The following is a 25,020-nucleotide window of genomic DNA, read 5'->3' as shown; positions in this document are numbered from 1 at the left end:
GCGGTCAGATCGGACGCGTTTCGTCCACGTCGACCGAACGGCGCTGCGGTGCGAGCAGCACGGCGGTAGCCATCGGCCAGAGCAGGGCTTCGATGCCGGGCGCCAGCAGCAGCGGCCAGCCCGGCAGCGGTGCGCCCATGGCCAGGCGGATCACCACGGGCACCGCATGCGCGATGAACAGCAGCGGCAGCACGTGCAGCGCCTGCGTATAGACCGTGAACCACAGCACGCGGCGGTGGATCGTAATGGCGAAATAGGCCAGCAGCGTATAGGCCACCGCGTGCTCGCCGAGCAGGCGCGCGTCATGCACGTCCATCAGCAGGCCCAGTGCGAACGCCACGCCCATGCCGACCTTGCGCGGCTGGTGGATGTTCCAGAACACCAGCACCAGCGCCACCATGTCGGGAATCCACAGGATGGTGCCCCACGGCATCAGGTTGAACAGGAAGGCGATGACAAAGCTGAACGCGATGAACGCGGGGTTCACCGGGCGCAGCAGGTACTGAGGATTGGTCACTGTTGAGCCTCCTTGGCAGCCGGGGCGGAGCCAGCCTTGGCCGCCGCTGCGCTGGCCGCCGCGGCACGCGCAGCGGCTGACCTGGCCCCCTTGAGGGGCGCCTCGGGCTTGTCCTCGACCGCCTCGCGCGGCGGCATGGCCGAGTCGTAGCGCACCACCAGCAATTGCCGGTGCGCCCGCACGCCCGCCACGGGTTCGCACCACACGCGCGAGAATGCGGTATCGGCCTTGCGCTCGATATGCGAGATCTTCGCCACCGGCAGGCCGGGCGGATACGTGCCGTCGAGCCCCGACGTCACCAGCAGGTCGCCCTGCTGCAGGTCGGCCGCCGCGGCCATGAAGCGCAGGTCGAGCTGGCCCGCGCGCGCGCCGCCGAAGGCAACGCTGCGCAAGCCGTTGCGTACCACCTGCACGGGAATCGCCTGGTCCTTGTCGGTCAGCAGCGTGACTTCGGACTGGAACGGCGAGACACGCGTCACCTGCCCCACCACGCCGCGCTCGTCGATCACCGGATAGCCTGCGCGCAGTCCGTGCTGGCTACCCTTGTCGATAACGATGCGCTGCGAGTACGGATCGCGCGCGTCATAGAGGATTTCCGCCGCCGTGACCGGCGTGGCCGACTCCTGTTGCAGGCTCAGCAGCTTGCGCAACTGGTTGTTCTCCGCCTCGAGCTGCGCCTGGCGCACCGAGGCCTCGGCCTGCTGCACGGCGCTCAGGCGCAGTTCGCGGTTCTCGCTGGCCAGCGAAGCGGACGACTGTGCGTAGTCGAACACCGCGCGCAGCGCGTCGCGCGGCACCAGCACGACGCGCTCGACGGGCATCAGGACTGTGGCGGCCACCTGGCGCACGATGCTGAGCGCATTGAAGCGCGCATCGACGATCAGCAGCGCCAGCGCGATGGCCACGTACAGGACCAGGCGTGCGACGGCCGAAGTCCCTTGCTTGAAAAGCGGCGGTGGAGAGTAATCCATTTAGCCGGGCGCGGGCGTTGACGGGAGGGAAGACGGAAGCGATGACGCAAAGACATTGCCGCCCCGGCGTGCCGGGGCGGCAATCGGTGCCGCGGGAGCGCTCCCGCGGGCGCGGCGTTGCCCCGCAGCCCTGATCGCGAGATCCGGCAGGCGGCGCATCGTCGCGTGCAGTCCTGTGCGCTTACTCGTACGAGAAAATGCTGCCCAGCTTGTCCATGCGTTCCAGCGCCATGCCGGAGCCGCGCACCACGCAGGTCAGCGGGTCTTCGGCGACCAGCACCGGCAGGCCGGTTTCCTCGGCCAGCAGGCGGTCCAGGTCGCGCAGCAGCGCGCCGCCGCCGGTCAGCATCATGCCGCGCTCGGCAATGTCGGCGCCCAGTTCCGGCGGCGTCTGTTCCAGCGCGATCTTGACGGCCGACACGATCTGGTTGAGCGGATCGGTCAGCGCTTCCAGGATTTCGTTGGACGATACCGTGAAGGCACGCGGAATGCCTTCGGACAGGTTGCGGCCCTTGACTTCCATCTCGCGGACCTCGGAACCCGGGAAGGCCGAGCCGATTTCCTTCTTGATGGCCTCGGCGGTCTGTTCGCCGATCAGCATGCCGTAGTTGCGGCGGATGTAGTTGACGATGGCCTCGTCGAACTTGTCGCCGCCGACGCGCACCGAACCCTTATAGACCATGCCGCCCAGCGAGATGATGCCCACCTCGGTGGTGCCGCCGCCGATGTCCACCACCATCGAGCCCGACGGCTCCGACACCGGCAGGCCGGCGCCGATCGCGGCCGACATCGGCTCCTCGATCAGGTACACCTGGCTGGCACCGGCACCCAGCGCCGATTCGCGGATGGCGCGGCGCTCGACCTGGGTCGAACCGCACGGCACGCAGATGATGATACGCGGGCTCGGACGCAGCAGCTTCGAGTCATGCACCATCTTGATGAACTGCTTGAGCATCTGCTCGGTGACGGTGAAGTCGGCGATCACGCCGTCCTTCATCGGGCGGATGGCTTCTATATTCCCGGGCACCTTGCCCAGCATCTGCTTGGCTTCCTTGCCCACCGCCTGGATGGTCTTCTTGGCGTTGGGGCCGCCTTCCTGGCGGATGGCCACGACCGAAGGCTCGTCCAGGACGATGCCCTTGTCGCGCATATAGATCAGCGTGTTGGCGGTGCCGAGGTCGATGGCCAGGTCGTTGGAAAAATAGCTGCGGAGAAATCCGAACATCAGGAATCCTGTTTCTGTTGGGTTCGCGGGTAGGCGAAGTGGCCGGCACCGCCTGCGGGCCGGCCACAAAATAGGTTCATGCGGGTAAGGTCGAGGCTTCCCGGGCGCCGGAAGTCCGTCATCCGCCCCCTGGGGAGGATGACGCCGGCAGACCGCCGCAGTGCACTCCCGCGCACCGCTCTACGGGAACCTTTGATTAGACCTCACGAAAAAGTTCGCGAAAAGACTACGTCGGTGCCACTTTGCGGAAGATCAGCAAAGCAACGGAGGGCTAATCAGAGGAACCCAGACCATCGTGCTTTGGACACCACCCCCACAGTGTGGCGGCCAGTGCAGCCCGAAGCACGTTTCATGACAGCGAAGCCCACCGCCGCAAAAGTGACAAATCGTTCACTCATGCAGCCGTGCCGGCGGAGATGTGGCGAGGACGCTGCCAAAGGTCGGGAGCACGGAATGATACCTTATAATTCCTGCTGATTCGGGCGGTTACGACCTGAAAACCACAGCTAATCCGATGACCCGGGGCGCCCCTCCGGCACCCTGCCCCGGCGGCGCGACGCACCCGCCGCATGCCTCGGGCGCCTGTGCCGCAAGCGCCTTTTTGCACCCGACATTTCACCTCGCCATGGCCCTCGACCTTTCCGACGTCAAGCGCATCGCCCATCTGGCCCGCATCGAAACCAGCGATGAAGAGGCCTCCCAGACGCTTGCGCAGCTCAATAACTTCTTTTCGCTGGTCGAGCAGATGCAGGCGGTCGACACCACCGGCATCGAGCCCCTGGCCCACCCGCTGGCCACCGTGCGCGAGATGGCCCAGCGCCTGCGTGAGGACGCCGTGACCGAAAGCGACCGCCGCGACGACTACCAGCGTCCCGCGCCGGCCACCCAGAATGGCCTGTACCTGGTGCCCAAGGTCATTGAATGACCGGCGCCCTGCCCCGCTGCGCCCGCACCCAAGCACGCCACCCCTGATGCCAACCGACTGTCATGCCCTTTTCCGCTGATTCCGTGACCTCCCTGCGCCAGCTTGCCGATGCCCTGGCCGCGCGCACCGTCTCCGCCGAGGAACTCGCCCGCACCTACCTGGCCCGCATCGAGCAGGCCGGCGCCCTGAACGCCTTCACCCATGTCGACGCCGAACGCACGCTGGCCCAGGCACGTGAAGCCGACGCGCGCCGCGCGCGCGGCGAGGCGACGCTGCTCACGGGCGTGCCCGTGGCCCACAAGGACGTGTTCGTCACGCGCGGCTGGCGCTCGACGGCCGGCTCGAAGATGCTGGCCAACTATGAAAGCCCGTTCGATGCCACCGTGGTCGAGCGCATGGCCGCCGCCGGCATGGTCACGCTGGGCAAGACCAATATGGACGAGTTTGCGATGGGCTCGTCCAACGAGAACTCCTTCTTCGGCGCGGTGCGCAACCCGTGGGACACCGACCGCGTGCCGGGCGGCTCGTCGGGCGGCTCGGCCGCCGCCGTGGCCGCGGGCCTGGCGCCGGCCGCCACCGGCACCGACACTGGCGGCTCGATCCGCCAGCCGTCGTCGTTCTCGGGCATCACCGGCATCAAGCCGACCTATGGCCGCGTGTCGCGCTACGGCATGATCGCGTTCGCGTCGTCGCTGGACCAGGCTGGCCCGATGGCTCACACCGCCGAGGACTGCGCCCTGCTGCTCAACGCCATGGCCGGCTTCGACCCGAAGGATTCGACCAGCATCCCGCCCGAGCAGGGCGGCGTGGACGAGGACTTCACGCGCCACCTGGGCCGTGCCCGCGCCGGCGCCACCGAAAGCCAGCCCCTGGCCGGCCTGCGCATCGGCCTGCCGCGCGAATACTTCGGCAAGGGCCTGTCGCCCGACGTGGAAGAGACCGTGCGCGCCGCGCTGCGCCAGTACGAGCAGCTCGGCGCCACGCTGGTGGAGGTGTCGCTGCCCAAGACCGAGCTGTCGATCCCCGTTTATTACGTGATTGCACCAGCCGAGGCTTCGTCGAACCTGTCGCGCTTTGACGGCGTGCGCTACGGCCACCGCGCGGCCGAGTACCGCGACCTGCTCGACATGTACAAGAAGTCCCGCGCCGAAGGCTTCGGCGCCGAGGTCAAGCGCCGCATCATGGTGGGCACCTACGTGCTGTCGCATGGCTACTACGACGCCTACTACCTGCAGGCCCAGAAGATCCGCCGCATCATTGCCGACGACTTCCAGCGTGCCTTCGCCCAGTGCGACGTGATCATGGGCCCGGTGGCACCGACGGTGGCATGGAAGCTCGGCGAGAAGAGCTCCGACCCGGTGCAGATGTACCTGGCCGACATCTTCACGCTGTCGACCAGCCTGGCCGGCCTGCCTGGCATGAGCGTGCCGTGCGGCTTTGGCGAGGGCAATATGCCGGTCGGCCTGCAGCTGATCGGCAACTACTTCGACGAAGCGCAGCTGCTGCAGACCGCGCACGCGTTCCAGCAGGCCACTGACTGGCACCTGCGCCGTCCCGCCAAGGGGTGAGCATGAATCGGCTTGCGCAAGGCTTCCGCCTGATCCTCGCCGCGGCACTGGCCGCGGTGGTGGCCGGCTGCATCCAGTTGCCGATCATCGGCAAGCCGACGCCCATCGCCAGCCGCGATATCGACGTCGTCGGCGACTGCCGCCGCACCGAGGAAGACGGCTTCCGCGAGGACGCCCAGCTGCGCGTGTCGGACAACAGCGTGCAGCAGCTCTCGTGGAAGCTGTGGGTCGGCAAGCGCGGCTCGTGCACCTTCAACCTGGCCGATTTCCGCCAGGTCCAGAAGAAGCCGCACATCGAGCTGCGCGCCAATGACGGCAGCGGCTGCAAGCTGATGGTCTGGCAGGATCCGCGCCGCATCACGCTCGCGCACGCCAACTGCGCGCAACGCTGCACGCCGGGGATCTACGAACAGGCCTGGCCGGTGATGTTCGAGCCGGGCAGCGGCGCCTGCGCGCAAACCCGCTGAGGCCACCCGCGATGACCGCCAGGCCCGCCAGCAACTGCCCGCATTGTCTGCACCGGCTCGCCACGCGCGTTGCCGGCGCGGCCGGCATGCTGCTGGCTGGGACCGTGCTCGCGCACACGCCCGCGCCGCCGACACCGGCACTCGTACAGCCGGCCAATACCGCCCCGCTCACCGCGCTCGCCCCCGGCGCCACCACGCGCACGGCGCCGGCCGTGCGACCGGCTACGCCGGCACTGCGCGTGCAGCTCCCCGGCGAACAGGGCGCGCCGGCGCTGAATGCCTACTGGTTCGTGCCGCGCGAAGCCAGCACGCCGCGTACCCAGGCTCTGCCCGTGGTGATCGCACTGCACGGCTGCAACGGCCTGACGGCCTCGCGCCCCGAGGCCACGCGGGTGGAAGCCGGCCACGCCGGCGACGGCGATGCCGCGTCCGCGCTGCAGCCGCGTTATCGCGAGTACGCCCAGTGGCTGGCCGAGCGCGGCTACGCCGTGCTGATGCCCGACAGCCTGTCCGCGCATGACAGGCTGCAAGGCTGCGGCGATTCGCCCGAGGCGCGTGGCCTGGACGATCGCCTGCGCCGCGCCGATGCGCTGGCGGCGCTGCGCTGGGTGGCGCGTCAGCCCGGCATCGATGCCGCGCGCATCGTGCTGCTCGGCTGGTCCAACGGTGCGCAGGCGGTGCTGGCCACCGTCGATGCGAGCCGGCCGTGGCCGGCCAACACGCCGCAAGTGGAACGCGCCGTGGCGTTCTATCCCGCCTGCAAGCGGGCCGTGCAGCAGCACAATTTCCGCTTGCGCGCACCGGTGCTGCTGATGATCGGCGGCGCCGACGACTGGACCCCCGCCACGCGCTGCGCCATGCTGCAGAGCGCGGTGCTGGCGCGCCAGCCGAACGCACGTTTCCGGCTGGAGATCTACCCTGGCGCATATCACGGCTTTGACGGCACCAGCGAATTGCAGGTGCGCCGCGACGGGCCGGGCGGATCGCGCGCCGGCCGCGGCGTGACGATCGGCGGCGATGCCGTGGCCCGCGTGGCCGCCATGGCCCAGCTAGACTCCTGGCTCGCCAGTCCCGACCCCTGAGCGCGCGCCAACACAGATACATGGGCCCGGCGCCTGCGCCGGCCCTTTGCAACAGACAGAACCCAAGAACCGAACAGGAATACCGCCATGCAATGGGAAGTGGTGATCGGCCTCGAAACGCACACGCAGCTCTCGACGGCCTCCAAGATTTTCTCCGGGACCTCCACCGCCTTCGGCGCCGAGCCCAATACACAGGCCTCGCCGGTTGACCTCGCGCTGCCGGGCGTGTTGCCCGTGCTCAACAAGGGCGCGGTGGAACGCGCCATCCAGTTCGGGCTGGCGATCGGCGCCACTATCGCGCCGCGCAGCATCTTCGCGCGCAAGAACTACTTCTACCCCGACCTGCCCAAGGGCTACCAGATCAGCCAGTACGAGATCCCCGTGGTGCAGGGCGGCAGCATCACGATCCAGGTCGAAGGCAAGAAGGGCGAGGTGTACGAGAAGACCGTGCAACTGACGCGCGCCCACCTGGAAGAAGATGCGGGCAAGTCGCTGCACGAGGACTTTGCCGGCATGACCGGCATCGACCTGAACCGCGCCGGCACGCCGCTGCTCGAAATCGTGACCGAGCCCGACATGCGCAGCTCGGCCGAAGCCGTGGCCTACGCCAAGGCGCTGCACTCGCTCGTGGTGTGGCTGGGCATCTGCGACGGCAACATGCAGGAAGGCAGCTTCCGCTGCGACGCCAACGTCTCGGTGCGCCCGGTCGGCCAGAAGGAATTCGGCACGCGCCGCGAGATCAAGAACCTGAACTCGTTCCGCTTCCTGCAGCAGGCCATCGACTACGAAGTGCAGTGGCAGATCAACGAGATCGAAGATGGCCGCAAGATCCAGCAGGCCACGGTGCTGTTCGACCCGGACACCGGCGAAACGCGCGCCATGCGCACCAAGGAAGACGCGCACGACTACCGCTACTTCCCCGATCCCGACCTGATGCCGCTGGAGATTGACGCAGCCTGGGTCGAGCGCGTGCGCGGCGAGCTGCCGGAACTGCCGGCCGCCATGCAGGCGCGTTTTGTTTCGCAATACGGCCTGTCGGCCTATGACGCCAGCATGCTGACCGCCACCAAGGCGCTGGCCGGCTACTACGAAGCCGTCGTCACCGACGCCGGCGCGGCCAACGCCAAGCCCGCGGCCAACTGGCTGATGGGGGATGTCGCCTCGCAGCTGAACCGCGAAGGCATCAGCATCGATGCCGCACCGGTCAGGCCGGCGCAGCTCGCCAGGCTGCTTGCACGCATTGCCGACGGCACGGTGTCGAACAACACCGCCAAGAAGGATGTCTTCCCGGCGATGTGGGCTGGCGAATCCGACGGTGACGCCGATGCGATCATCGCCGCCAAGGGGCTGAAGCAGATGTCCGACACCGGTGAACTTGAAAAGATCATCGACGATGTGCTGGCGGCCAACGCCAAGTCGGTGGAAGAGTTCCGGGCCGGGAAGGAGAAGGCCTTTAATGCGCTGGTCGGGCAGGCTATGAAGGCGACCAAGGGGAAGGCTAATCCGGCGCAGGTGAATGAGTTGTTGAAGAAGAAGTTGGGGTGATCCCCGTGGTTTGATTGCCGCCTCGTGCTTTGGCAGATGCTGCTGTTCCGGCGGAACAGCAGCATCTGGAAGCACACCTCCCCCATCCGACAAATCAAGCCAACAAAAAGTCCCCCCGGATCCCCTCCCCCACCTCCCTGACCTTCCCAAGAAAGTCCCCAAGCCACCCGTGGATTCCCACGGCAAGGATGTCATCGATACGCGCGAACTTCAGTTCAGCATGGAGCCGTCCCGCCCGCCTCTCGGTGTTGGTCGAATGCCGGTTCCGAATCTGCGCGAGGATCGCCACCACCTCCTGCATGCTCGCCGCCAGTGAGCGCGGCATGGCCGGATTCACGATCAGCAGTTGCGCCACCCGCTCCGGCGTAATGGCGGAACGATAGACCTTGCGATACGTTTCCAGCCCCGACAGCGCGCGCAGCACCGCCGCCCAGTAGTAGGAATCCTCCTCCTGCGGCACACCGCCGGCGGTGTGGAATTTCACGTCGAGCAGCCGCGCGGTGTTGTCGGCACGCTCCAGGAATGTCCCTAGCCGCAGGAAACAGAAGGCTTCGTCCTTGAGCATCGTGCCGACTTCGACGCCGCGCGCGAGGTGCGAGCGGAATTTGACCCATTCGAAGAATCCGGAAGGATCGTGCACCGGCATGCCGTCGCCGACCCGTTGGTTCGCTTCGAGCCACGTGGCGTTGATGGTTTCCCACAATGGCGTGGTGAGCGCGCCCCGCACCGCACGCGCGTTCTCGCGCGCGGCGCGCAGGCAGGAGAGGATCGATGCGGGATGGCTCTGATCGCCCGACATGAAGGCGATCATGGCCTCATGCCCGAGACCGCCATGGCGCGCGGCATAGCAGGGCGTGAGTTCGGTGATGTCGAGCATGGCGCGCCAGCCCTGCTCGGCCGCGTCCGCGCCTTGCGGCAGCAGCGCGGTCTGGTAGTTGACGTCCAGCATGCGCGCGGTGTTTTCCGCGCGTTCGGTGTAGCGGGCCATCCAGTACAGGTGGTCGGCGGTGCGGCTCAGCATGGCGGCTCCCGTGGTATTGCCCATCATCGGTCAAGCAATTGCCTTGCCAGCCTGCGGGATCGCTCAGTCCACCGGCACCACCGTCACGCCGACGTCCACGCCGTGCGCGCCACCGCCTACGATCACGCCATGCAGCAGCGGCACGTCGCTGTAGTCGCGGCCCAGCGCCAGCGTCACGTGGCGCGTATCCGCCAGCACATTGTTGGTCGGGTCGAGGTCGACCCAGCCTGCGACCGGGCAATACACCGACACCCACGCGTGCGAGGCGTCGGCGCCGACCAGGCGCGGCTCGCCGGGCGGCGGCTCGGTGCACAGGTAGCCGCTGACGTAGCGGGCCGCCAGCCCCACGGAACGCAGGCAACCGATCATCACCTGCGCAAAGTCCTGGCACACGCCGCTGCGCTGCGCGAATGCCTGCATGGCCGGCGTGTCCACTTCGGTGGATTCGCTGTGATATTCGAACTCGGCATGGATGCGCCCCATCAAATCCATCGCGCCGGCCACGACAGGCACGCCTGCGCCAAAACTGGGCAGCGCGTACTCGCGCAGGCTCGGATGCAGGGCAATGTTGGGCGAGGCAAAGACGAACTGCGTGGCCGGCTCGAACGGCTGGCCCGCGTGGAAGCGCAGCGATTGCGCCACCGTCTCCCACGGCGCGGACGCGGCCGGGTCCAGCGCCTGCCAGCGCGGCGTGAGCACCACGGTGCTGGTACAGGTCAGCTGCATCTGCGTATGCGGTACGTCGAGCATGAAGTGCAGTACGCGGTTGCCGAACGCATCGGTACGCACATGCTGGTGCGTGGGCGCGGGCTCGATGCGGGTGTCGTGCTCGGTCACGGCCTGCCACGGCAGGTCCGGCGGCGTGGCCACGGCACGCTGTTGGGCATGTTCGACCGGCTGCGAATAGCGGTAGGCGGTGGTATGCAGCACGTGGAGCGTGCTGCCGCCGGCGGGAGATATCACGGCGTCGGTCACGGCTGGTCGGCTTCCGGGTTGGCGCCGGCATGGCTGAAATAGCGTGCGCTGATCTCGTCGGAGATGCGTGCCATGCGCTCGAGGAACTGGCCGCACAGCGCCGACAGCGCGCCCGCATCGCCGCCCGCAGCGTTTAGCGCCTCGCACAGCGCCGCGCGCGTTGGCAGGGCGCTGGCCGCGGGCAGCAGTTCCGCGAGCGGCACACGTGCCTGCGCGCTGCCTCCGGGCGCAAGCTGCTCGAGCTTGCTGCGCAGCCGTTCCAGCAACCCATAGAGGCAGCGCGGGTTGGTCGGCTCCAGCACGAGCAGGTCGACCAGCGCGGCCAGGTCGCTGCGGCCCGGATAGAGCGAGCGATAGGTCAGGGTGCAGTCGAACAGGTGCAGCAGCAGCTCGAAGCCACTGCGCGAGCGCAACGCGCCCGTGTCGATCGCGGTCAGCAGGAAGCTGCTCATGGTAGCCAGGCGCTCGATATGGCGCCCGATGAATACCAGGCGCCACGCTTCGTCGCGCGACATGCGGTCGCCCTGCGCGCCGTTGATGGCGCCAAGCTGCATGGCCAGGTGCTCGAGCGCGGCCAGCACGCGCGCGCGGTCGTAGCTGGCGGTACCGCCGTCGTCGAGAGACAGCGTGGCCTCCATCATGGCGTCGCCGAAATCGTTGCGCGCGGCGAGGATGGTGCGCCAGTGGTCGTTGGACAGGCGGTTGCGGATCTCATTGGCCGCGGCGGCATGCGCGGCAAGGTTCTGCACAAGGCCAGTGCTGCCTCGAACGTCGGCCAGCGTGGCAACCAGGCTGCGCTCGAACAGGCGCAGCGACATTTTTGGCGACGGCGCCTCGGCGGGCACCAGGCCCGCCATCTGCGCGAGCTGGCCGAGCATCGATAGCGTGCCGTCATCGGTATCGTCGCTGCTTTCGATGGAACCGAGGATCTGCCGGCACAGCCTCACATTGTTCTCGGCGCGCTCGGCATAGCGCCCGGCCCAGAACAGGTTCTCGGCAGCGCGGCTCGACACCACCAGCGCCCGCGCCGGTGTCGGCGCCGCGAGCCCCGCGCGCCCGGCCAGCGGCGCGGCCGGCACCGGCTGGCTGGACATCACCCAGGTATCCGCGCTGGTGCCGCCGAGCTGCATCGATACCGACTCGAGCTGCGGCGCCGCGAGCCGGCTGAAGCCGCCCGCCATGACCTGCCAGCCGCCATTGCCATCCGCCACCGCGAATACGCGCAGCATGGCCGCGCGCGAACCGATCCGGTCCCCTTCCCAGCATGGCGTGTGCGACAGCGGCAGGGGCGGCTGCAGCGTGTAGCGGTCGGGCATGCGGGCGATGCGCTCGCGCCAGCCGTCTAGCGCCTGCAGGCCCAGCTCCATGCCCACCGCGGGCTCGTCGCTCAGGTCGGCGCGGCGCGGGTAGGTCGGCATCACGAAGGCTTCGGGCAGCGTGGCCAGCGCCTGCTCGCGCGCGGCGTCCTCCCCGCACCACCAGCTGGGCACGCCTGGCAGCAGCAGCGGCTCGCCCAGCAGCGCTTCGGCAATGCCGGGCAGGAAGCCGTGCATGGCCGGGGATTCCAGGAAGCCGGCGCCGGGCACGTTGGACACCATGACATTGCCCGCGCGCATCGCCTCCAGCAGCCCGGGCACGCCCAGCGTGGAGTCGTGGCGCAGCTCGAGCGGGTCGCAGAAGACATCGTCCAGGCGCCGCAGCACCACGTCCACGCGTTCGAGTCCGCCGAAGGTCTTGAGGTAGACCACGTCATTGCGCACGGTCAGGTCCTTGCCCTCGACCAGCGTGATGCCAAGGTAGCGTGCGAGAAACGTGTGCTCGAAGTAGGTCTCGTTGTAAGGACCAGGCGTGAGCAGCACGATGTGGTGGCCGGTAGCGGACGCAGCCGTCCCGTCGCGCCCGCTGCCAGCCTCGGTCGCGGCGGCCAGTGGCGCATGCGCGAGCGTGGACACCAGTTGCGCGAACGCCGGCGGCAGGCGGCGCACATGCAGGTCGCGGAAAGCATCGGTGAACAGGCTGGAGATGATCAGCCGGTTCTCGAGCGCGTAGCCCATGCCCGAAGGCGTATCGGTACGGTGCGCCATGACGGTCCAGCCGTCTTCGGTGTGCACCAGGTCCACCGCGACGATCTGCAGGAAGCTGCCGCCCGGCGGCTGGTAGCCCCGCAGCGGATGCAGGTAGCCCGGATGCCCATACACCAGCCCGGGCGGCAGCAGCCCGCGCGCGAGCAGCGTCTGTTCGCCATAGATGTCGGCCAGGATCGCATTGGCCAGCGTCGCGCGCTGCGCGGCGCCGCGCTCGATGACCTGCCAGTCCTGTTCGGTGACCAGGAACGGAAACAGCTCCAGTGGCCACGCGCGCGCCGCGCCCTGGTCGGCATAGACGTTGTAGGTCACGCCGTTGTCGCGGATCTGCCGCGCCATGGCCGCCGCGCGCGGGGCCAGCTCCACGGCGCCGGGCTCGCCTACCACGGCGAAGAAGCGCGCCCACGCCTCGCGCAGCGTGCCGGCCGGCAAACGCAATTCATCCAGGTGTCCGGCAGGCACCGGCTGCGCGAGGCGGGCAGCGGCGGCAATGGCCGCCGTGGCGTGAGGGGCGTCGGTGTCGTCGGCGGGCCGCGACAGGGGCTGGGCCAAGGTCTGGTCTCCTGTTGGCGGCTGCGCCGGTCCCGGCGCAGCCGCGCTGCTGCATGTCTACCCCTGGCGCAGGTCCAGCGTGAAGGGAAACTCGAGGCTGCGCCGCGGCGCCTGCGCAACGGTGCGCCCCGGCGTGTGCCCGTAGGCCGAAAAGCGTGCCAGGCGCCGGCTTTCCGCCTCATAGGCGTTGACGGGGAAGGTCTGGTAATTGCGCCCACCCGGATGCGCCACATGATACTGGCAGCCACCGATACTGCGCTCGCTCCAGGTATCGACCACGTCAATGGTCAGCGGCGCATGCGGCGCAATGGTCGGGTGCAGCGACGACGCCGGCGCCCATGCGCGGTAACGCACGCCCGCGACGAACTCGCCCGTGCGCCCGGTGGGTTGCAGCGGCACGGCCTGGCCATTCACGGTGACCACATGGCGGCTGTCATTCATGCCGAGCACGTGCACCTCGAGGCGTTCCACCGACGAATCCACGAAGCGCACCGTGGTGCCGGCCGCGCCTTCCTCGCCCATTACATGCCACGGCTCCAGCGCGCCGCGCAGCGTGAGTGCCAGGCCACCGGCGGCAAGTTCGCCAATGCGCGGGAAGCGGAATTCGAAATGCGGGGCAAACCAGCCGGCATCGAAGGCAAAGCCGGCAGCGCGCATGTCGGCCAGCACGTCGTCGAAATCCATCTGCACGAAGGTGCCCAGCATGAAGCGGTCGTGCAGCGCCGTACCCCAGCGCGTGAGCGGCGCCTGGTACGGCTCGCGCCAGAAGCGTGCCACCAGCGCGCGCAGCAGCAACTGCTGCACCAGGCTCATGCGCGCATGCGGCGGCATCTCGAAGGCGCGCAGTTCCAGCAGGCCGAGCCTGCCGGTCGGGCCGTCCGGAGAGTAGAGCTTGTCGATGCAGAACTCGGCGCGGTGCGTGTTGCCGGTGACGTCGATCAGCAGGTTGCGCAGCACGCGATCGACCAGCCACGGCGGCACGTAGCCGTTCGTGCCGTCCAGTTCGCGCCCGGCAAGCTGGCGGCGCAGTTCGGCGAATGCGATTTCCAGCTCGTAGAGCTGGTCGTTGCGTGCCTCGTCCACACGCGGGGCCTGGCTGGTCGGCCCGATGAAGAGCCCGGAGAACAGGTAGGACAGCGACGGATGGTTGTGCCAGTACGCAATCAGGCTGGCCAGCAGGTCCGGCCTGCGCAGGAACGGGCTGTCGGCCGGCGTGGCCCCGCCCAGCACGAAGTGGTTGCCACCGCCGGTGCCGGTATGCCGGCCGTCGAGCATGAACTTCTCGGTCGACAGGAAGCACTCGTGCGTGGCCTGGTAGAGGAACTCGGTGTGGTCGACCAGTTGTTCCCAGTTGGCGGCGGGATGGATGTTCACCTCGATCACGCCGGGATCGGGCGTGACCTGCAGCACCTTGAGCCGCGCATCGCGCGGCGGCGGATAGCCTTCCAGCACGATCTGCACGCCAAGGGAGGCGGCAGTGGCTTCCACTGCCTGCAGCAGAGCGAGGTAGTCTTCGAGCCGGGGTAGCGGTGGCATGAAGACGTAGATGACGCCGCGCTTGTCGTCCGCCTGTTCGGCCTCGACACGCGGGCCTGCCGCGCGCGCCGGATGGCGGACCTCGACGCACAGTGCCGTGCGCACGACGCCGGTCGCGGATTGCCCGCGTGCGGGCTCGACCTGCGCTGTGCCACTGGTGCCGCTGCCCGTACCCATTGCAGCGGTAGTGGTGGCGGCGTGCCGCGCCGGCGCCGCCGATGTCGCGGACAAAGGTGCTGGTGACTGTCGGCGCAGACCCGCTGCTGCCGGCAGCGGCGCGCGCGGCGCGAAGGGATCCTGCTCGAACTGCTGCTCCCGGTCGGCCGGACTCGACCACGGGAGGGCATCGAGCGGCAGCCGGTAGCCCATCGGCGAATCGCCGGGCAGCAGATACAGCCGCTCGTCGCGCAGGTACCAGCGGCCGCTGGTCCAGCCGCCCGCTTCGCCAGCCTGCTCCGCCTGGCTTTCGTCCCGTGCCAGCGGCAGCACATAGCCAGTCACGCTCGCCAAGCCCGCATCGAACACGCGGCGCAGGCGCATGCGCTCCATTTCGTCATCCAGGCGCGAAGCATGCGGATCGACGTTGACGGGCAGCCGCCGCTCGCGCCACAGGTAGTACCAGGCATCCTCATAGCCTGGCAGCGCATAGGAGGTGTCGAGCCCGAGCCGGTCGCACAGGGCCATCATGAAGCGGCGCGCATCGGCGTCGGTATAGTCGCCGGGATGGCGCTCGTCGGCAAAAAGCGCCGGGTCCTGCCAGCAGGGCGCGCCGTCGGCGCGCCACGCAATCGTCAGCGCCCAGCGCGGCAATTGCTCGCCCGGATACCACTTGCCCTGCCCGAAATGCAGGAAGCCACCCGCTCCGTAGCGCTCGCGCAGGCGATGCACCAGTTCGGCGGCCAGGCCGCGCTTGGTCGGCCCGAGCGCATCGGTATTCCACTCGGCGCCGTCACGGTCGCGCGCCGAGACGAAGGTCGGCTCTCCTCCCATCGTCAGGCGCACGTCCATCGCCTGCAGTTCGCGGTCCACCGCGGCGCCGGCGGCGCTCACAGCCTGCCACTGGTCCTCGGTATAGGGCAGCGTCACGCGCGGCGACTCATGGACGCGCGTGATGGTCATCGCATGGCTGAACTCGGCTTCGCATTCCTCGACCTCGCCGGTCACTGGCGCGGCGCTGCCGGGCTCGGGCGTGCACGCGAGCGGGATATGCCCCTCTCCCGCAAGCAGGCCGGAGGTGGGATCCAGCCCGATCCATCCTGCGCCAGGCAGGTAGACCTCGCACCAGGCATGCAGGTCGGTGAAGTCGCGCTCGGCGCCGCTCGGGCCGTCGATGGCCTTCACGTCAGGCGCCAGTTGCAGCAGGTAGCCTGAAACGAAGCGCGCCGCCAGGCCGAGGTGGCGCAGCGTCTGCACCAGCAGCCAGCCCGAATCGCGGCACGATCCCGAGGCATTGGCGAGCGTGGTTTCCGGGCTCTGCACGCCCGGCTCCATGCGGATCAGGTAGCGGATTTCTCGTTGCAGGCGCTGGTTCAGCGCCACCAGGAAATCGAGCGTGCGGCATTCGGCGCGATCGATGCTGTCGACAAAGGCCGCGAAGCGCGGTGTCAGTTCTTCGCGCACCAGGTAGGGCGCCAGGTCATGTGCGAGGCCGGCGTCATACGCGAAGGGAAAGCGCTCCGCCGAAGGCTCCAGGAAGAAGTCGAACGGGTTGTAGACCGACATCTCGGCCACCAGGTCGACCGTGACCTTGAACTCCGTCGTCGCTTCCGGGAAGACCAGGCGCGCCAGGTAATTGGAGAACGGATCCTGCTGCCAGTTGATGAAGTGCTGCGCCGGCTCGATGCGCAGCGCGTACGACAGGATCGGCGTGCGGCAGTGCGGTGCGGGCCGCAAGCGCACCACCTGCGGCGACAGCTTTACCGGACGGTCATAGCGATAGTGCGTGACGTGATTCAGTGCGACATGTATGGCCACGGCGCCCTCCCAGGCGGTTGCTGCGATTGGTGTCGCCCTGCCTCAAGCAAGACTTGTTCCCTCTCCGGCCGCTCACATCGAGCCGCCGGCCTTCGCGCGCACGGACTCCTCCAGCAGCGAGCGCAGCTTGGCCAGCGCGCCCGGATCGCCATGGGCCGCCGAGCGTGCATACCAGATCTTGGCCTGTTCGATGTCCTTGCCCACCACGCCGGGTTCGCCGCGCTCGTAGTAGCTGCCGACAATGTACTGGGCCCCGCCGTCTCCCGCGCTGGCGGCGCGGCTGTACCACTCGAACGCCTTGGCATAGTCGCGGGACATGCCGCGGCCGGTGAAGTAGTTGGTGGCCAGCGCCATCTGCGCCTGCACATGGCCGCCCTGCGCGGCGCGCTCATACCAGCGATTGGCCTCTTCCAGCGAACGTGGCACCAGCTCGCCGCGCTCGTACAGGTCACCAAGCGTGAACTGCGCGTGTGTCATCTGGTTGTCGGCAGCCTTGCGCAACCAGACCAGTGCCTCCTGCGGCTTGGGCGCCGTACCCTCGCCGCGCAGCAGCATCATGGCGTAGTTGAACTGGGCTAGCCGGTTGCCCCCCCGCGCCGCGGCGGCAAAGCCACGGAGCGCGGTATCGAACGCCCCGGCCTCATAGGCGGCGAGCGCTTCGCGGGTCTGCGCCTGGGCCGGCTGGGCAGGCGCGGGCGTGGCCTGGACCAGGACGCTGGGGCAGATAGCCAGCACGATTGCCAAGAGGGCAATGGCCAGCGCACGACGAGGGGCCGGGCCGGCTGTTGCGGCGGGCCAGAGCGAGGGGCGGGCTAGTGGCATGGCGGACTCCGGATGCGCTGGGCCTTCTTGAATCCAGTGTAGGAGGCGGCGATGCGGCCCGGAAGCCAATGACGATGGCGCAATTATTCAAGCGAATAATCAACAACCAAAAAAATCACAGAAGGAAATCCATACAACTAATAAGCCCCCTCAGATCCATCCGGCGCGATGCAAACGCCGCCATAGTCCGCCGCACGCGACGACTGTTACGCCGATCACAACCGGGTACGCGTAGTGGAACTTGAGCTCTGGCATGAACGAGAAATTCATGCCGTAGAGGCTGAACACCACCGTCGGGATCGCCAGGATGGCGCCCCAGCCGGCGAGACGCTTGACCACCTCGTTCTGCCTGACCGTGACCAGGGCCAGGTTGACCTGGACGGCGGTGGTCAGCATTTCGCGCACGACGTCGAGCGTGCGCACCAGACGGCTCGCGTGGTCCTCGATATCGCGGAAATAGGCGCGCAGTTCCTTCGGCACAAGCTCTTCGTGCAGGCGGATGAGCTGGCTGCAGATATCCTCGACCGGATTCACCGCATTGCGCAGGCGCAGCACTTGCCGCTTGATCTGATAGAGGCGCTCGATCGCCGCGCGGTCGAATTCGTCGCGGAAGATGCCCTGCTCCAGTTCAGCGAAAGTGTCCTCGAGCCGCGTTACGATCGGCAGGTAGTGGTCGACCACGAAATCCATCAATGCATACAGCACATAGCCCGGGCCATTGGCCAGACCCTGCGGGTCATGCTCGCAGCGCTCGCGCACCGGCGCGTAAGTGCTGCTGGCGCCATGTCGCACCGAGACCACATAGTTGGGGCCGACAAACAAGTGGGTTTCGCCTACCACGACCTCGTCCCCAACGAGCTGGGCAGTGTTCAGCACCACAAACACCGAGTCGCCATAGGCCTCCAGCTTGGGCCGCTGGTGTGCGTCAAGCGCATCTTCCACCGCCAGGTCGTGCAATCCGAATGACTGCTGCACCTGGCGCAGCAGAGACAGGTCCGGTTCGTGCAGGCCCAGCCAGACAAAGGTGCCTGGCACGCTGAGCGCCTGCGGAATCTCTTCAATGCCAACGGTGCCGAGCCGCTTGCCTGCCCGGTAAGCCACACAATTGACGATCGCACCCATGACGGCTCCCCTCTGCAGATGGCGCAATCGTAACAAGGTGACGTGACGAGCGTCTGGACGGCCTGATCGCGCTGCCGCCGGCACCACTTCTGCGCGTCCAATGGATTGCGTGCGGCACCTGGGGATAAAGTCGGCCTATTTGTTACAGTTCGCACCGAAGACGCAGTTAGAATGTGGCATTTCCACGGTCACCCGGCTATGTCACAGAAGAAATCGCCACGCTTCGAGCTGCGCAGTGGCAATGTAGACGCCCTCCTTCTCGCCCTCCAGACCGCCGACATGGCTGCACTGCGAGACGACCTGCTCTCCCGGTTCGAAGCCACCCCCGATTTCTTCTCCAATGACGTGATTGCGCTGGACCTGCGCGCGCTTGAAAGTGACGATGAGATCTCTCTCGACACGGTGATCGGCACGCTGGCGACGCTCAAGGCCCGTGCGATCGGCGTGGTCGCGCGCCCTGGCCAGCACGAGTGGGCGCAGCGCTTCGGCCTGCCGTTGCTTGACAGCCAGAGCCGCCGCGGCCTGCGGGAATCGGCAGAAGCCGTCGAGGCTGCCGAACGCGCCCTGGCAAAAGCCGCCGCCGAACAGGCCGCGCGCGAGGAAGCGGCCCGCACCGCTGCCCAGTCCGCCACCGAAGCCGCCGTCAAGGCCGCCATCCAGCAGACCCAGACCATCCTGATCGACAAGCCGCTGCGCTCGGGCCAGCAGGTCTACGCGCAGGGCGACGTGGTCATCATGGACGTGGTCAGCTACGGCGCCGAGGTGATCGCCGAAGGCAACATCCATGTCTATGCCCCGCTGCGCGGCCGCGCGCTGGCGGGCGTGAAGGGCAACACCAGCGCGCGCATCTTCAGCACGTGCATGGAACCCGAACTGATTTCCATTGCCGGCATCTATCGCACGGCCGAGCAGACGCTGCCGGCCGACGTGCTCGGCAAGACCGCCCAGGTTCGCCTGGCCGATGAAAAACTGATTCTGGAAGCCATCCGGTTCAAATGATCCGGCGACCAGTCACCACCTGAATTACTGCAGCGCAAGCTTCAACCTAATTACGGACCAAAGAGCCATGGCAAAAATCATCGTTGTGACCTCCGGCAAGGGAGGCGTCGGCAAGACCACCACCAGCGCCAGCTTTGCCGCGGGCCTGGCCCTGCGCGGCCACAAGACGGCCGTGATCGACTTCGACGTCGGCCTGCGCAACCTCGACCTGATCATGGGTTGCGAGCGCCGCGTGGTGTATGACCTGATCAACGTGGTGCAGGGCGAAGCCAACCTGAACCAGGCCCTGATCAAGGACAAGAAGTGCGAGAACCTGTTCATCCTGCCGGCCTCGCAGACGCGCGACAAGGACGCGCTGACCAAGGACGGCGTCGAGAAGGTCATCAAGGGCCTCGTCGACATGAACTTCGAGTACATCGTCTGCGACTCGCCGGCGGGCATCGAGTCGGGCGCGCTGATGGCCATGTATTTCGCCGACGAGGCGCTGATCGTGACCAACCCGGAAGTGTCCTCGGTGCGTGACTCGGACCGCATCCTGGGCATCCTGGCCTCCAAGACCAAGCGCGCCAGCGAAGGCGGCGAGCCGATCAAGGAACACCTGCTGATCACGCGCTACAACCCCAAGCGCGTGCACGGCGGCGAGATGCTGTCGCTGACCGACATCCAGGAAATCCTGCGCATCAAGCTGATCGGCGTGGTTCCCGAATCCGAGGCCGTGCTGCACGCGTCCAACCAGGGCACGCCCGCCATCCACCTGGAAGGTAGCGACGTGGCGGACGCCTACGGCGACGTGGTGGACCGCTTCCTGGGCAAGGACAAGCCGATGCGCTTCACGGACTACCAGAAGCCTGGCCTGCTGTCGCGCATCTTCGGCAACAAGTAAAACAAGTACGGAGGACTCATCCCCATGTCGATCCTGTCCTTCCTGCTGGGGGAAAAGAAGAAATCGGCCTCGGTCGCCAAGGAGCGGCTGCAGATCATCCTGGCCCATGAACGCACGGGCCATTCGGCCCCGGCCGACTACCTGCCGGCCCTGCAGCGCGAGCTGGTCGCCGTGATCTCGAAGTACGTCAAGATCAGTGACCAGGACCTGCGCGTGAGCCTCGAGCGCCAGGACAACCTGGAAGTGCTCGAAGTCAAGATCGAGATCCCCCAGGGCTGATTCGCCAGTCCTGCCCCCACCGGCGCCCCCTTGCAGCAAGGGGGCGCCGGTGTCGCTTCCTCCCTCCCCACACGACCAACTAGTGTCCGATGCTGGTGCAACGCACCAACACGGTATTGTGTAGCGGCCAGACAACGGATTTGCACCAAAATCCTGCTCGAATCCGGCCTCCCACGCGTATTTGTGTCCTTCGCTCTGACGTTTTGTTAAATTTTCGCGGCGTTTACAGGAAACGTAGACCCCGTGCCCCGCCGTGATCCGGCGGAGACCAGAACAGAACAGAAAAGGAGCACCATGAAGAAATCGGCCATCGTCCTCGCCGCCGGCAGCCTGCTGGCAGGTTCCGCTTTTGCACAAACCTCCGTCACGCTGTACGGCATCGCCGACGTCAGCCTGCGCTATACCAACCACGCCGACGCTGCGGGTCACGGCCTGACCGAACTGACGGACGGCGCCATCACCCAGAGCCGCTGGGGCCTGAAGGGCGCCGAAGACCTCGGCAACGGCCTGAAGGCGATCTTCCAACTGGAAAACGGTTACAGCCTCGACACCGGCAAGATGAACGGCGCCTCGACCGGCCAGCTGTTCAATCGTCAAGCCTATGTCGGCCTGAGCGGCAACTTCGGTGCGATCAAGCTGGGCCGCCAGAACTCCGAAGCATTTGCGTTCTTCGGCGACTACGATCCTCTGACCGTCGGTAACTACTTCCAGAACTCCTGGATGTACGGCACCCTGGCCCGCCTGCGCAACAACAATGTCGTCAACTACAGCGGCAAGTTCGGTGGCCTGGACGTCGGCGCCAGCTACGCCTTCGGCGAAACCCCGGGCAGCTTCACCAAGGCTTCGGGCGCCCCGACTTCCAATGGCTCGTCGGTTCCGTACTGGGGCGTTCACGCCGCGTATGAGTACGGCCCGTTCGGCTTCGGCGGCGTGTTCCAGGAATCGCGCGACCAGGTTGGCAACAAGCAGCAGTTCTGGGGCGTTGGCGGCAAGTACACGGTCCAGGCATTCAAGCTGTTCCTGGGCTACCAGGGTGGCAAGGACCGCACCGGCGCAGCTGACATCAACCTGAACCAGAGCATCAGCTCCCCGGCGGCTACGGCAATTATCGCCGGCGCAGCCAACAACCCGCGCAAGGACAACATCGCCTACGCTGGCACGACCTGGCAAGCCAGCCCGGCCCTGGCTGTGACGGGCGCGTTCTACTATGACTGGGCTCAGAACGTGAACGGCACGACCGCCAGCGGCAAGCGTTACACTGGCGCGCTGATCGCCGAGTACTCGCTGTCGAAGCGCACGCAAGTCTACGGCGCTGCCGACTACAACCACGTTTCGGGTCAGTCGATCACCGAACTGCCGAGCTCCAACAACCAGTTCGGCGTGGCCGCTGGTATCCGCCACATTTTCTGATCGTTTCCCGATCAGTTGACTGTTTGGCAGAAAGGCACCTTCGGGTGCCTTTTTTTATTGTCGGGCCGTTTACCATGCTTGGCAGGTGGCGCAGCAAGGCACTAGCTCACGCAGCTTCGCTCTCCGCCAGCTCCAGCCGGTACCCATGCGTATAGACGGGCGTCAGCCGGAGTCCATTCTCGGCATGCAGTCCCAGCTTGCTGCGCACACGCGACACATGCGTGTCGATGGTGCGTGACAGCGGCGAGATCTCGCGGCCCCAGACCGTGGCAATGATGTGGTCGCGTGTGACGATGCGGCCCTCGTTGCGGAACAGCAGTACCGCCAGGTCGAACTCCTTTGGTGTCAGGCAGACCGGATGCCCATGGAACGTCGCCTGCCGCGCCGAGCAGTCGAATACATAGCCGGCCAGGCGCAATGGCGCGTTGCGCGCAAAGTCCCCGGGACAGGTGCGGCGCAGCACGGCGCCGATGCGCGCCGCCAACTCGGCGGCACGGACGGGCTTGGCCATGTAATCGTCTGCGCCGGCGACCAGTGCGCTGACGATATCGGCCTCGGCACTGTGAGCGGAAAGGAAGATGACGGGGATGCGCCGGTCGAGATTGCCCCGCACCCAGCTCAGCACCTCGCGGCCGGACATGCCTGGCATCTGCCAGTCGAGCAGTAGCAAGTCGAACGCGGTGTCATGCAAGGCCAGCAGCAGGCGCCGGCTCTGGCTGAAGCTCACGCATTCATAGCCGGCTTCATTGACGATCCTGCGGACCAGTGCCGCATGGACCGGATCGGCTTCCAGCGAGGCAATCGTCTTTCCCATAGTCTGTCTTCCTCAGCGTTTGCGCGTGAGGAAATTAGAAACCGGGAACCGGGACATCAGAATAGGAGGTGCCTCAAAACTGGATTTCAACAATCGTTTACTCCGTGCCGCAACGCGGGTCCCTACCATGGGCACTGCCATGCCGGCCTTTGCGCCGGCTTCCTGCATTCAGAAGCGCCAGGAGACTCGACGTGAGAATTGCCGTTTTGGAGGCCGACCCGACCCGGGCCGTCAGCATCGACCAGACCCTTCGCCTCAACGGGCACCAGTGCTCGCGCTACATCCACGGCAGGTCCCTGATCCAGGCACTGCGCGCCGGCACCTTCGAGATGCTATTGCTGGACGGCGATGCGCCGGGCATTTCGGCGCTGGACGTGCTGTCATGGGTGCGCCGCACGCTCGGGCACGAGTTGCCGGTGATGCTGCTCGGGGACAGCGACGACGAATTGCATATCGCCGCCTGCCTTGGCGAAGGTGCCGACGCCTATCTGCGCAAACCCGTCGGCATGGCGGAACTTGCCGCGCGGGTGATGGCGCTGCTGCGCCGCGCATGTCCGGCCGGTGCGCACGCCTGCGATCTCAGCCACGGCGCCTTCCGCTTCGCCACGGCCGACCGCCGCGCATGGGTCCACGGCCGGCCGGTGGCGCTGGCGCCAAAGGAATTCGACCTGGCCGTGCTGCTGTTCCGCAACCTCGGCTCGCTGGTGCTGCGCCAGACCATGGTCAACGAGGTCTGGCGCTATCACGTCGATGCGGCTTCGCGCACGGTCGACAGCCATCTGTCCCGGGTCCGTACCAAGCTCGCGCTATGGCCGCACAACGGCGTACGGCTGTCCGCCGTCTACGGCCTCGGGAACCGGCTGGACCCGGTGGAGAGCGTCAGTCGGCCTTGATGCCGGCTTCCTTGACGATGCGGGCGTTCTCCACGGATTCGTCATGGATGGCCTTGGCGAACTGCGCGGCCGTGCCGCCGGTCGGCACTTCACCGCCCTTGAGCAGGCGCTCGCGCACCCCGGGCTCGGCCAGCGCCTTGTTGAGTTCGGCGTTGAGTTTGTTGACGATCGCCGCCGGCGTCTTGCCCGGGGCAAAAATGCCAAAGGTCGAGGTCAGGTTCGCCTGCGGGTAACCGAGTTCCGCGAGCGTCGGCACGCCGGCCAGGCTCTCGATGCGCTTCGGTGCGCCCACGGCGAGCGGGCGCAACCGGCCAGCCTCCATGTGCTGCGTCAAAGCGGGACTGGCATTGGTGCTCATCACCTCGAACTGGCCGCCGAGCGCGTCGTTCATCTGCTGGCCTGCGCCCTTGTATGGGATCAGCGTCAGCTCGGCCTTCGACTTCGCCTTCACCTGCTCGAGCACGACATGGCCAACCGTGCCGAGGCCCGAAGTGGCCCAGCGCACCGAGCCCGGCTTGGCCCTGGCTAGTGCGACGAGGTCCTGGAACGTCTTGCCGGCAAAGCTCGGCGTGGCGACGATCAGCACCGGCGAGTACATCACGCTCATGACGGGCGCCACATCGCGCTGCGGGTCGTAGTTGACATGGCCCACATGCGGGTTCAGCGTGAGCGGGCTGGTCGAGGCAAAGCCGAGCGTGTAACCGTCCGGCGCGGCCTTGGCCACCGCATCGATGCCGATGCTGCCGCCGGCACCGGCCTTGTTCTCGACCACCACGGAGGTGCCCATCTGGGCCGAGAGCCGCTCGCCTAGCGCGCGCGCCACGGTATCGCTGATCCCGCCGGTGGGATAGGCGACGATCATGCGGATCGGGCGGCTCGGGTAGTTGTCGGCGGCTGCAGCGGGCAACGCTGTGGCCATCAGGCCGGCAGCGCCAAGCGCGGCCAGTACGGGCAAGCGGGAATGAAAAGCCATGACAGGTGCGGGAGATAGAAGGGCGCGGGGCGTGGCACGTAGCCGCGTCGCGTATCTTAGCCGATCGACTGGCGCGGCTTGCCGCCTTAGCGCACCAGCGGGTGTTCCGGCACCCATGAGACAAAGAGCTCGTTGGCGCGGTCATACAGGCGCCAGACCGTGCCGCAGTCGCGGCAACAGAAGGTCAGCATGCTGTACGGAACGCCAGCCACGCTCTGGCTGACCAGCGGCGCGGTACTGCGCAGCGCCAGGCAGGACGGCGGCTCGCGGCGCCGCGGATCCGCCGCCAGCGCCAGGCAGCGCTCACAGGCGGGAACAGCGGTGGAAGGGGAAGCGGGAAGCGAAGGTACGGCGGACGTCATGCCCGCCATGATGCCGCAAAA

The 25,020-nt window shown here is 67.1% G+C and carries 22 protein-coding genes; 10 read left to right on the top strand and 12 right to left on the bottom strand.

Going from position 1 to position 25,020, the window contains the following annotated elements; genetic code table 11:
- Window positions 1-4: 4 nt before the first annotated feature.
- The 3 genes from mreD to CupriaWKF_RS00490 form a co-directional block, all read right to left on the bottom strand.
- The gene (gene mreD / locus CupriaWKF_RS00500; RefSeq protein ID WP_276099109.1) at window positions 5-517 is read right to left on the bottom strand and encodes a rod shape-determining protein MreD; all 513 of its coding nucleotides are present in this window, start codon (window positions 515-517) and stop codon (window positions 5-7) included.
- Window positions 514-1,488, bottom strand: coding sequence for a rod shape-determining protein MreC (gene mreC / locus CupriaWKF_RS00495; RefSeq protein WP_276099108.1), 975 nt, complete (start codon window positions 1,486-1,488; stop codon window positions 514-516). The genes mreD and mreC overlap by 4 nt, the downstream gene beginning before the upstream one ends.
- Window positions 1,489-1,669: 181 nt before the next feature.
- Window positions 1,670-2,713 (bottom strand): rod shape-determining protein, encoded by a 1,044-nt coding sequence (locus CupriaWKF_RS00490; protein ID WP_011296266.1) that lies wholly within the window; start codon window positions 2,711-2,713, stop codon window positions 1,670-1,672.
- A gap of 625 nt (window positions 2,714-3,338) precedes the next feature.
- Between CupriaWKF_RS00490 and gatC the strand changes: the two genes are divergently transcribed.
- The 5 genes from gatC to gatB all read left to right on the top strand — a co-directional run bounded on the left by gatC (window position 3,339) and on the right by gatB (window position 8,300).
- Window positions 3,339-3,638, top strand: a complete 300-nt coding sequence (gene gatC / locus CupriaWKF_RS00485) for an Asp-tRNA(Asn)/Glu-tRNA(Gln) amidotransferase subunit GatC (protein WP_276099107.1) — start codon at window positions 3,339-3,341, stop codon at window positions 3,636-3,638.
- Window positions 3,639-3,700: 62 nt separating this feature from the next.
- Window positions 3,701-5,206, top strand: a complete 1,506-nt coding sequence (gene gatA / locus CupriaWKF_RS00480) for an Asp-tRNA(Asn)/Glu-tRNA(Gln) amidotransferase subunit GatA (protein ID WP_276099106.1) — start codon at window positions 3,701-3,703, stop codon at window positions 5,204-5,206.
- 2 nt (window positions 5,207-5,208) lie between these two features.
- Window positions 5,209-5,673, top strand: a complete 465-nt coding sequence (locus CupriaWKF_RS00475) for a hypothetical protein (RefSeq protein WP_276099105.1) — start codon at window positions 5,209-5,211, stop codon at window positions 5,671-5,673.
- A gap of 11 nt (window positions 5,674-5,684) precedes the next feature.
- The gene (locus tag CupriaWKF_RS00470) at window positions 5,685-6,755 is read left to right on the top strand and encodes a dienelactone hydrolase family protein (RefSeq protein WP_276099104.1); all 1,071 of its coding nucleotides are present in this window, start codon (window positions 5,685-5,687) and stop codon (window positions 6,753-6,755) included.
- An 87-nt stretch (window positions 6,756-6,842) separates the two neighbouring features.
- Complete coding sequence (gatB, locus tag CupriaWKF_RS00465; RefSeq protein WP_276099103.1) at window positions 6,843-8,300, top strand: Asp-tRNA(Asn)/Glu-tRNA(Gln) amidotransferase subunit GatB; 1,458 nt, start codon at window positions 6,843-6,845, stop codon at window positions 8,298-8,300.
- A gap of 94 nt (window positions 8,301-8,394) precedes the next feature.
- On the opposite strand, the gene CupriaWKF_RS00460 is transcribed toward gatB, so the two are convergent.
- The 6 genes from CupriaWKF_RS00460 to CupriaWKF_RS00435 all read right to left on the bottom strand — a co-directional run bounded on the left by CupriaWKF_RS00460 (window position 8,395) and on the right by CupriaWKF_RS00435 (window position 18,386).
- Entirely contained in the window at window positions 8,395-9,321 is a 927-nt protein-coding gene (locus tag CupriaWKF_RS00460) for an alpha-E domain-containing protein (RefSeq protein ID WP_276099102.1), read from the bottom strand.
- A 63-nt stretch (window positions 9,322-9,384) separates the two neighbouring features.
- Window positions 9,385-10,296, bottom strand: a complete 912-nt coding sequence (locus CupriaWKF_RS00455; RefSeq protein ID WP_276099101.1) for a transglutaminase family protein — start codon at window positions 10,294-10,296, stop codon at window positions 9,385-9,387.
- Window positions 10,293-12,932 (bottom strand): circularly permuted type 2 ATP-grasp protein, encoded by a 2,640-nt coding sequence (locus CupriaWKF_RS00450; RefSeq protein WP_276099100.1) that lies wholly within the window; start codon window positions 12,930-12,932, stop codon window positions 10,293-10,295. The genes CupriaWKF_RS00455 and CupriaWKF_RS00450 overlap by 4 nt, the downstream gene beginning before the upstream one ends.
- A 57-nt stretch (window positions 12,933-12,989) precedes the next feature.
- Entirely contained in the window at window positions 12,990-16,442 is a 3,453-nt protein-coding gene (locus CupriaWKF_RS00445) for a transglutaminase family protein (RefSeq protein WP_276099099.1), read from the bottom strand.
- A gap of 72 nt (window positions 16,443-16,514) precedes the next feature.
- Complete coding sequence (locus tag CupriaWKF_RS00440) at window positions 16,515-17,264, bottom strand: tetratricopeptide repeat protein (protein ID WP_276099098.1); 750 nt, start codon at window positions 17,262-17,264, stop codon at window positions 16,515-16,517.
- Window positions 17,265-17,414: 150 nt separating this feature from the next.
- Window positions 17,415-18,386, bottom strand: a complete 972-nt coding sequence (locus CupriaWKF_RS00435) for a magnesium and cobalt transport protein CorA (protein ID WP_276099097.1) — start codon at window positions 18,384-18,386, stop codon at window positions 17,415-17,417.
- A gap of 198 nt (window positions 18,387-18,584) precedes the next feature.
- Between CupriaWKF_RS00435 and minC the strand changes: the two genes are divergently transcribed.
- The 4 genes from minC (at window position 18,585) to CupriaWKF_RS00415 (ending at window position 21,957) form a co-directional block, all read left to right on the top strand.
- Window positions 18,585-19,385: a septum site-determining protein MinC gene (gene minC, locus CupriaWKF_RS00430; protein WP_276099096.1), complete on the top strand. Its 801-nt coding sequence runs from the start codon at window positions 18,585-18,587 to the stop codon at window positions 19,383-19,385.
- Window positions 19,386-19,452: 67 nt separating this feature from the next.
- Window positions 19,453-20,268 (top strand): septum site-determining protein MinD, encoded by an 816-nt coding sequence (minD, locus tag CupriaWKF_RS00425; RefSeq protein WP_276099095.1) that lies wholly within the window; start codon window positions 19,453-19,455, stop codon window positions 20,266-20,268.
- A 24-nt stretch (window positions 20,269-20,292) separates the two neighbouring features.
- A complete protein-coding gene (minE, locus tag CupriaWKF_RS00420; protein ID WP_006164360.1) occupies window positions 20,293-20,547 on the top strand; it encodes a cell division topological specificity factor MinE in 255 nt (84 codons plus the stop codon).
- 294 nt (window positions 20,548-20,841) lie between these two features.
- Entirely contained in the window at window positions 20,842-21,957 is a 1,116-nt protein-coding gene (locus tag CupriaWKF_RS00415) for a porin (RefSeq protein ID WP_276099094.1), read from the top strand.
- A 106-nt stretch (window positions 21,958-22,063) separates the two neighbouring features.
- On the opposite strand, the gene CupriaWKF_RS00410 is transcribed toward CupriaWKF_RS00415, so the two are convergent.
- Complete coding sequence (locus CupriaWKF_RS00410; RefSeq protein WP_276099093.1) at window positions 22,064-22,771, bottom strand: response regulator transcription factor; 708 nt, start codon at window positions 22,769-22,771, stop codon at window positions 22,064-22,066.
- A 191-nt stretch (window positions 22,772-22,962) separates the two neighbouring features.
- Here CupriaWKF_RS00410 and CupriaWKF_RS00405 point away from each other — a divergent pair, with 191 nt between their 5' ends.
- Window positions 22,963-23,664, top strand: coding sequence for a response regulator transcription factor (locus CupriaWKF_RS00405; RefSeq protein WP_276099092.1), 702 nt, complete (start codon window positions 22,963-22,965; stop codon window positions 23,662-23,664).
- Here the strand turns inward: CupriaWKF_RS00405 and CupriaWKF_RS00400 are convergent.
- Together CupriaWKF_RS00400 and CupriaWKF_RS00395 are read right to left on the bottom strand one after the other, a co-directional pair.
- Window positions 23,651-24,637 carry a tripartite tricarboxylate transporter substrate binding protein gene (locus tag CupriaWKF_RS00400; RefSeq protein ID WP_276099091.1) on the bottom strand — a complete coding sequence of 329 codons (987 nt, stop codon included), beginning with the start codon at window positions 24,635-24,637 and terminating at the stop codon, window positions 23,651-23,653. The genes CupriaWKF_RS00405 and CupriaWKF_RS00400 overlap by 14 nt on opposite strands.
- 86 nt (window positions 24,638-24,723) lie before the next feature.
- Window positions 24,724-25,008: a hypothetical protein gene (locus CupriaWKF_RS00395; protein WP_276100867.1), complete on the bottom strand. Its 285-nt coding sequence runs from the start codon at window positions 25,006-25,008 to the stop codon at window positions 24,724-24,726.
- Window positions 25,009-25,020 lie beyond the last annotated feature (12 nt).

The sequence above is a fragment of the Cupriavidus sp. WKF15 genome, from assembly GCF_029278605.1.
Taxonomy (GTDB): domain Bacteria; phylum Pseudomonadota; class Gammaproteobacteria; order Burkholderiales; family Burkholderiaceae; genus Cupriavidus.
The sequence above is the reverse complement of the archived record's forward strand: the minus strand, read 5'-3'. Positions and strand labels throughout refer to the sequence as shown.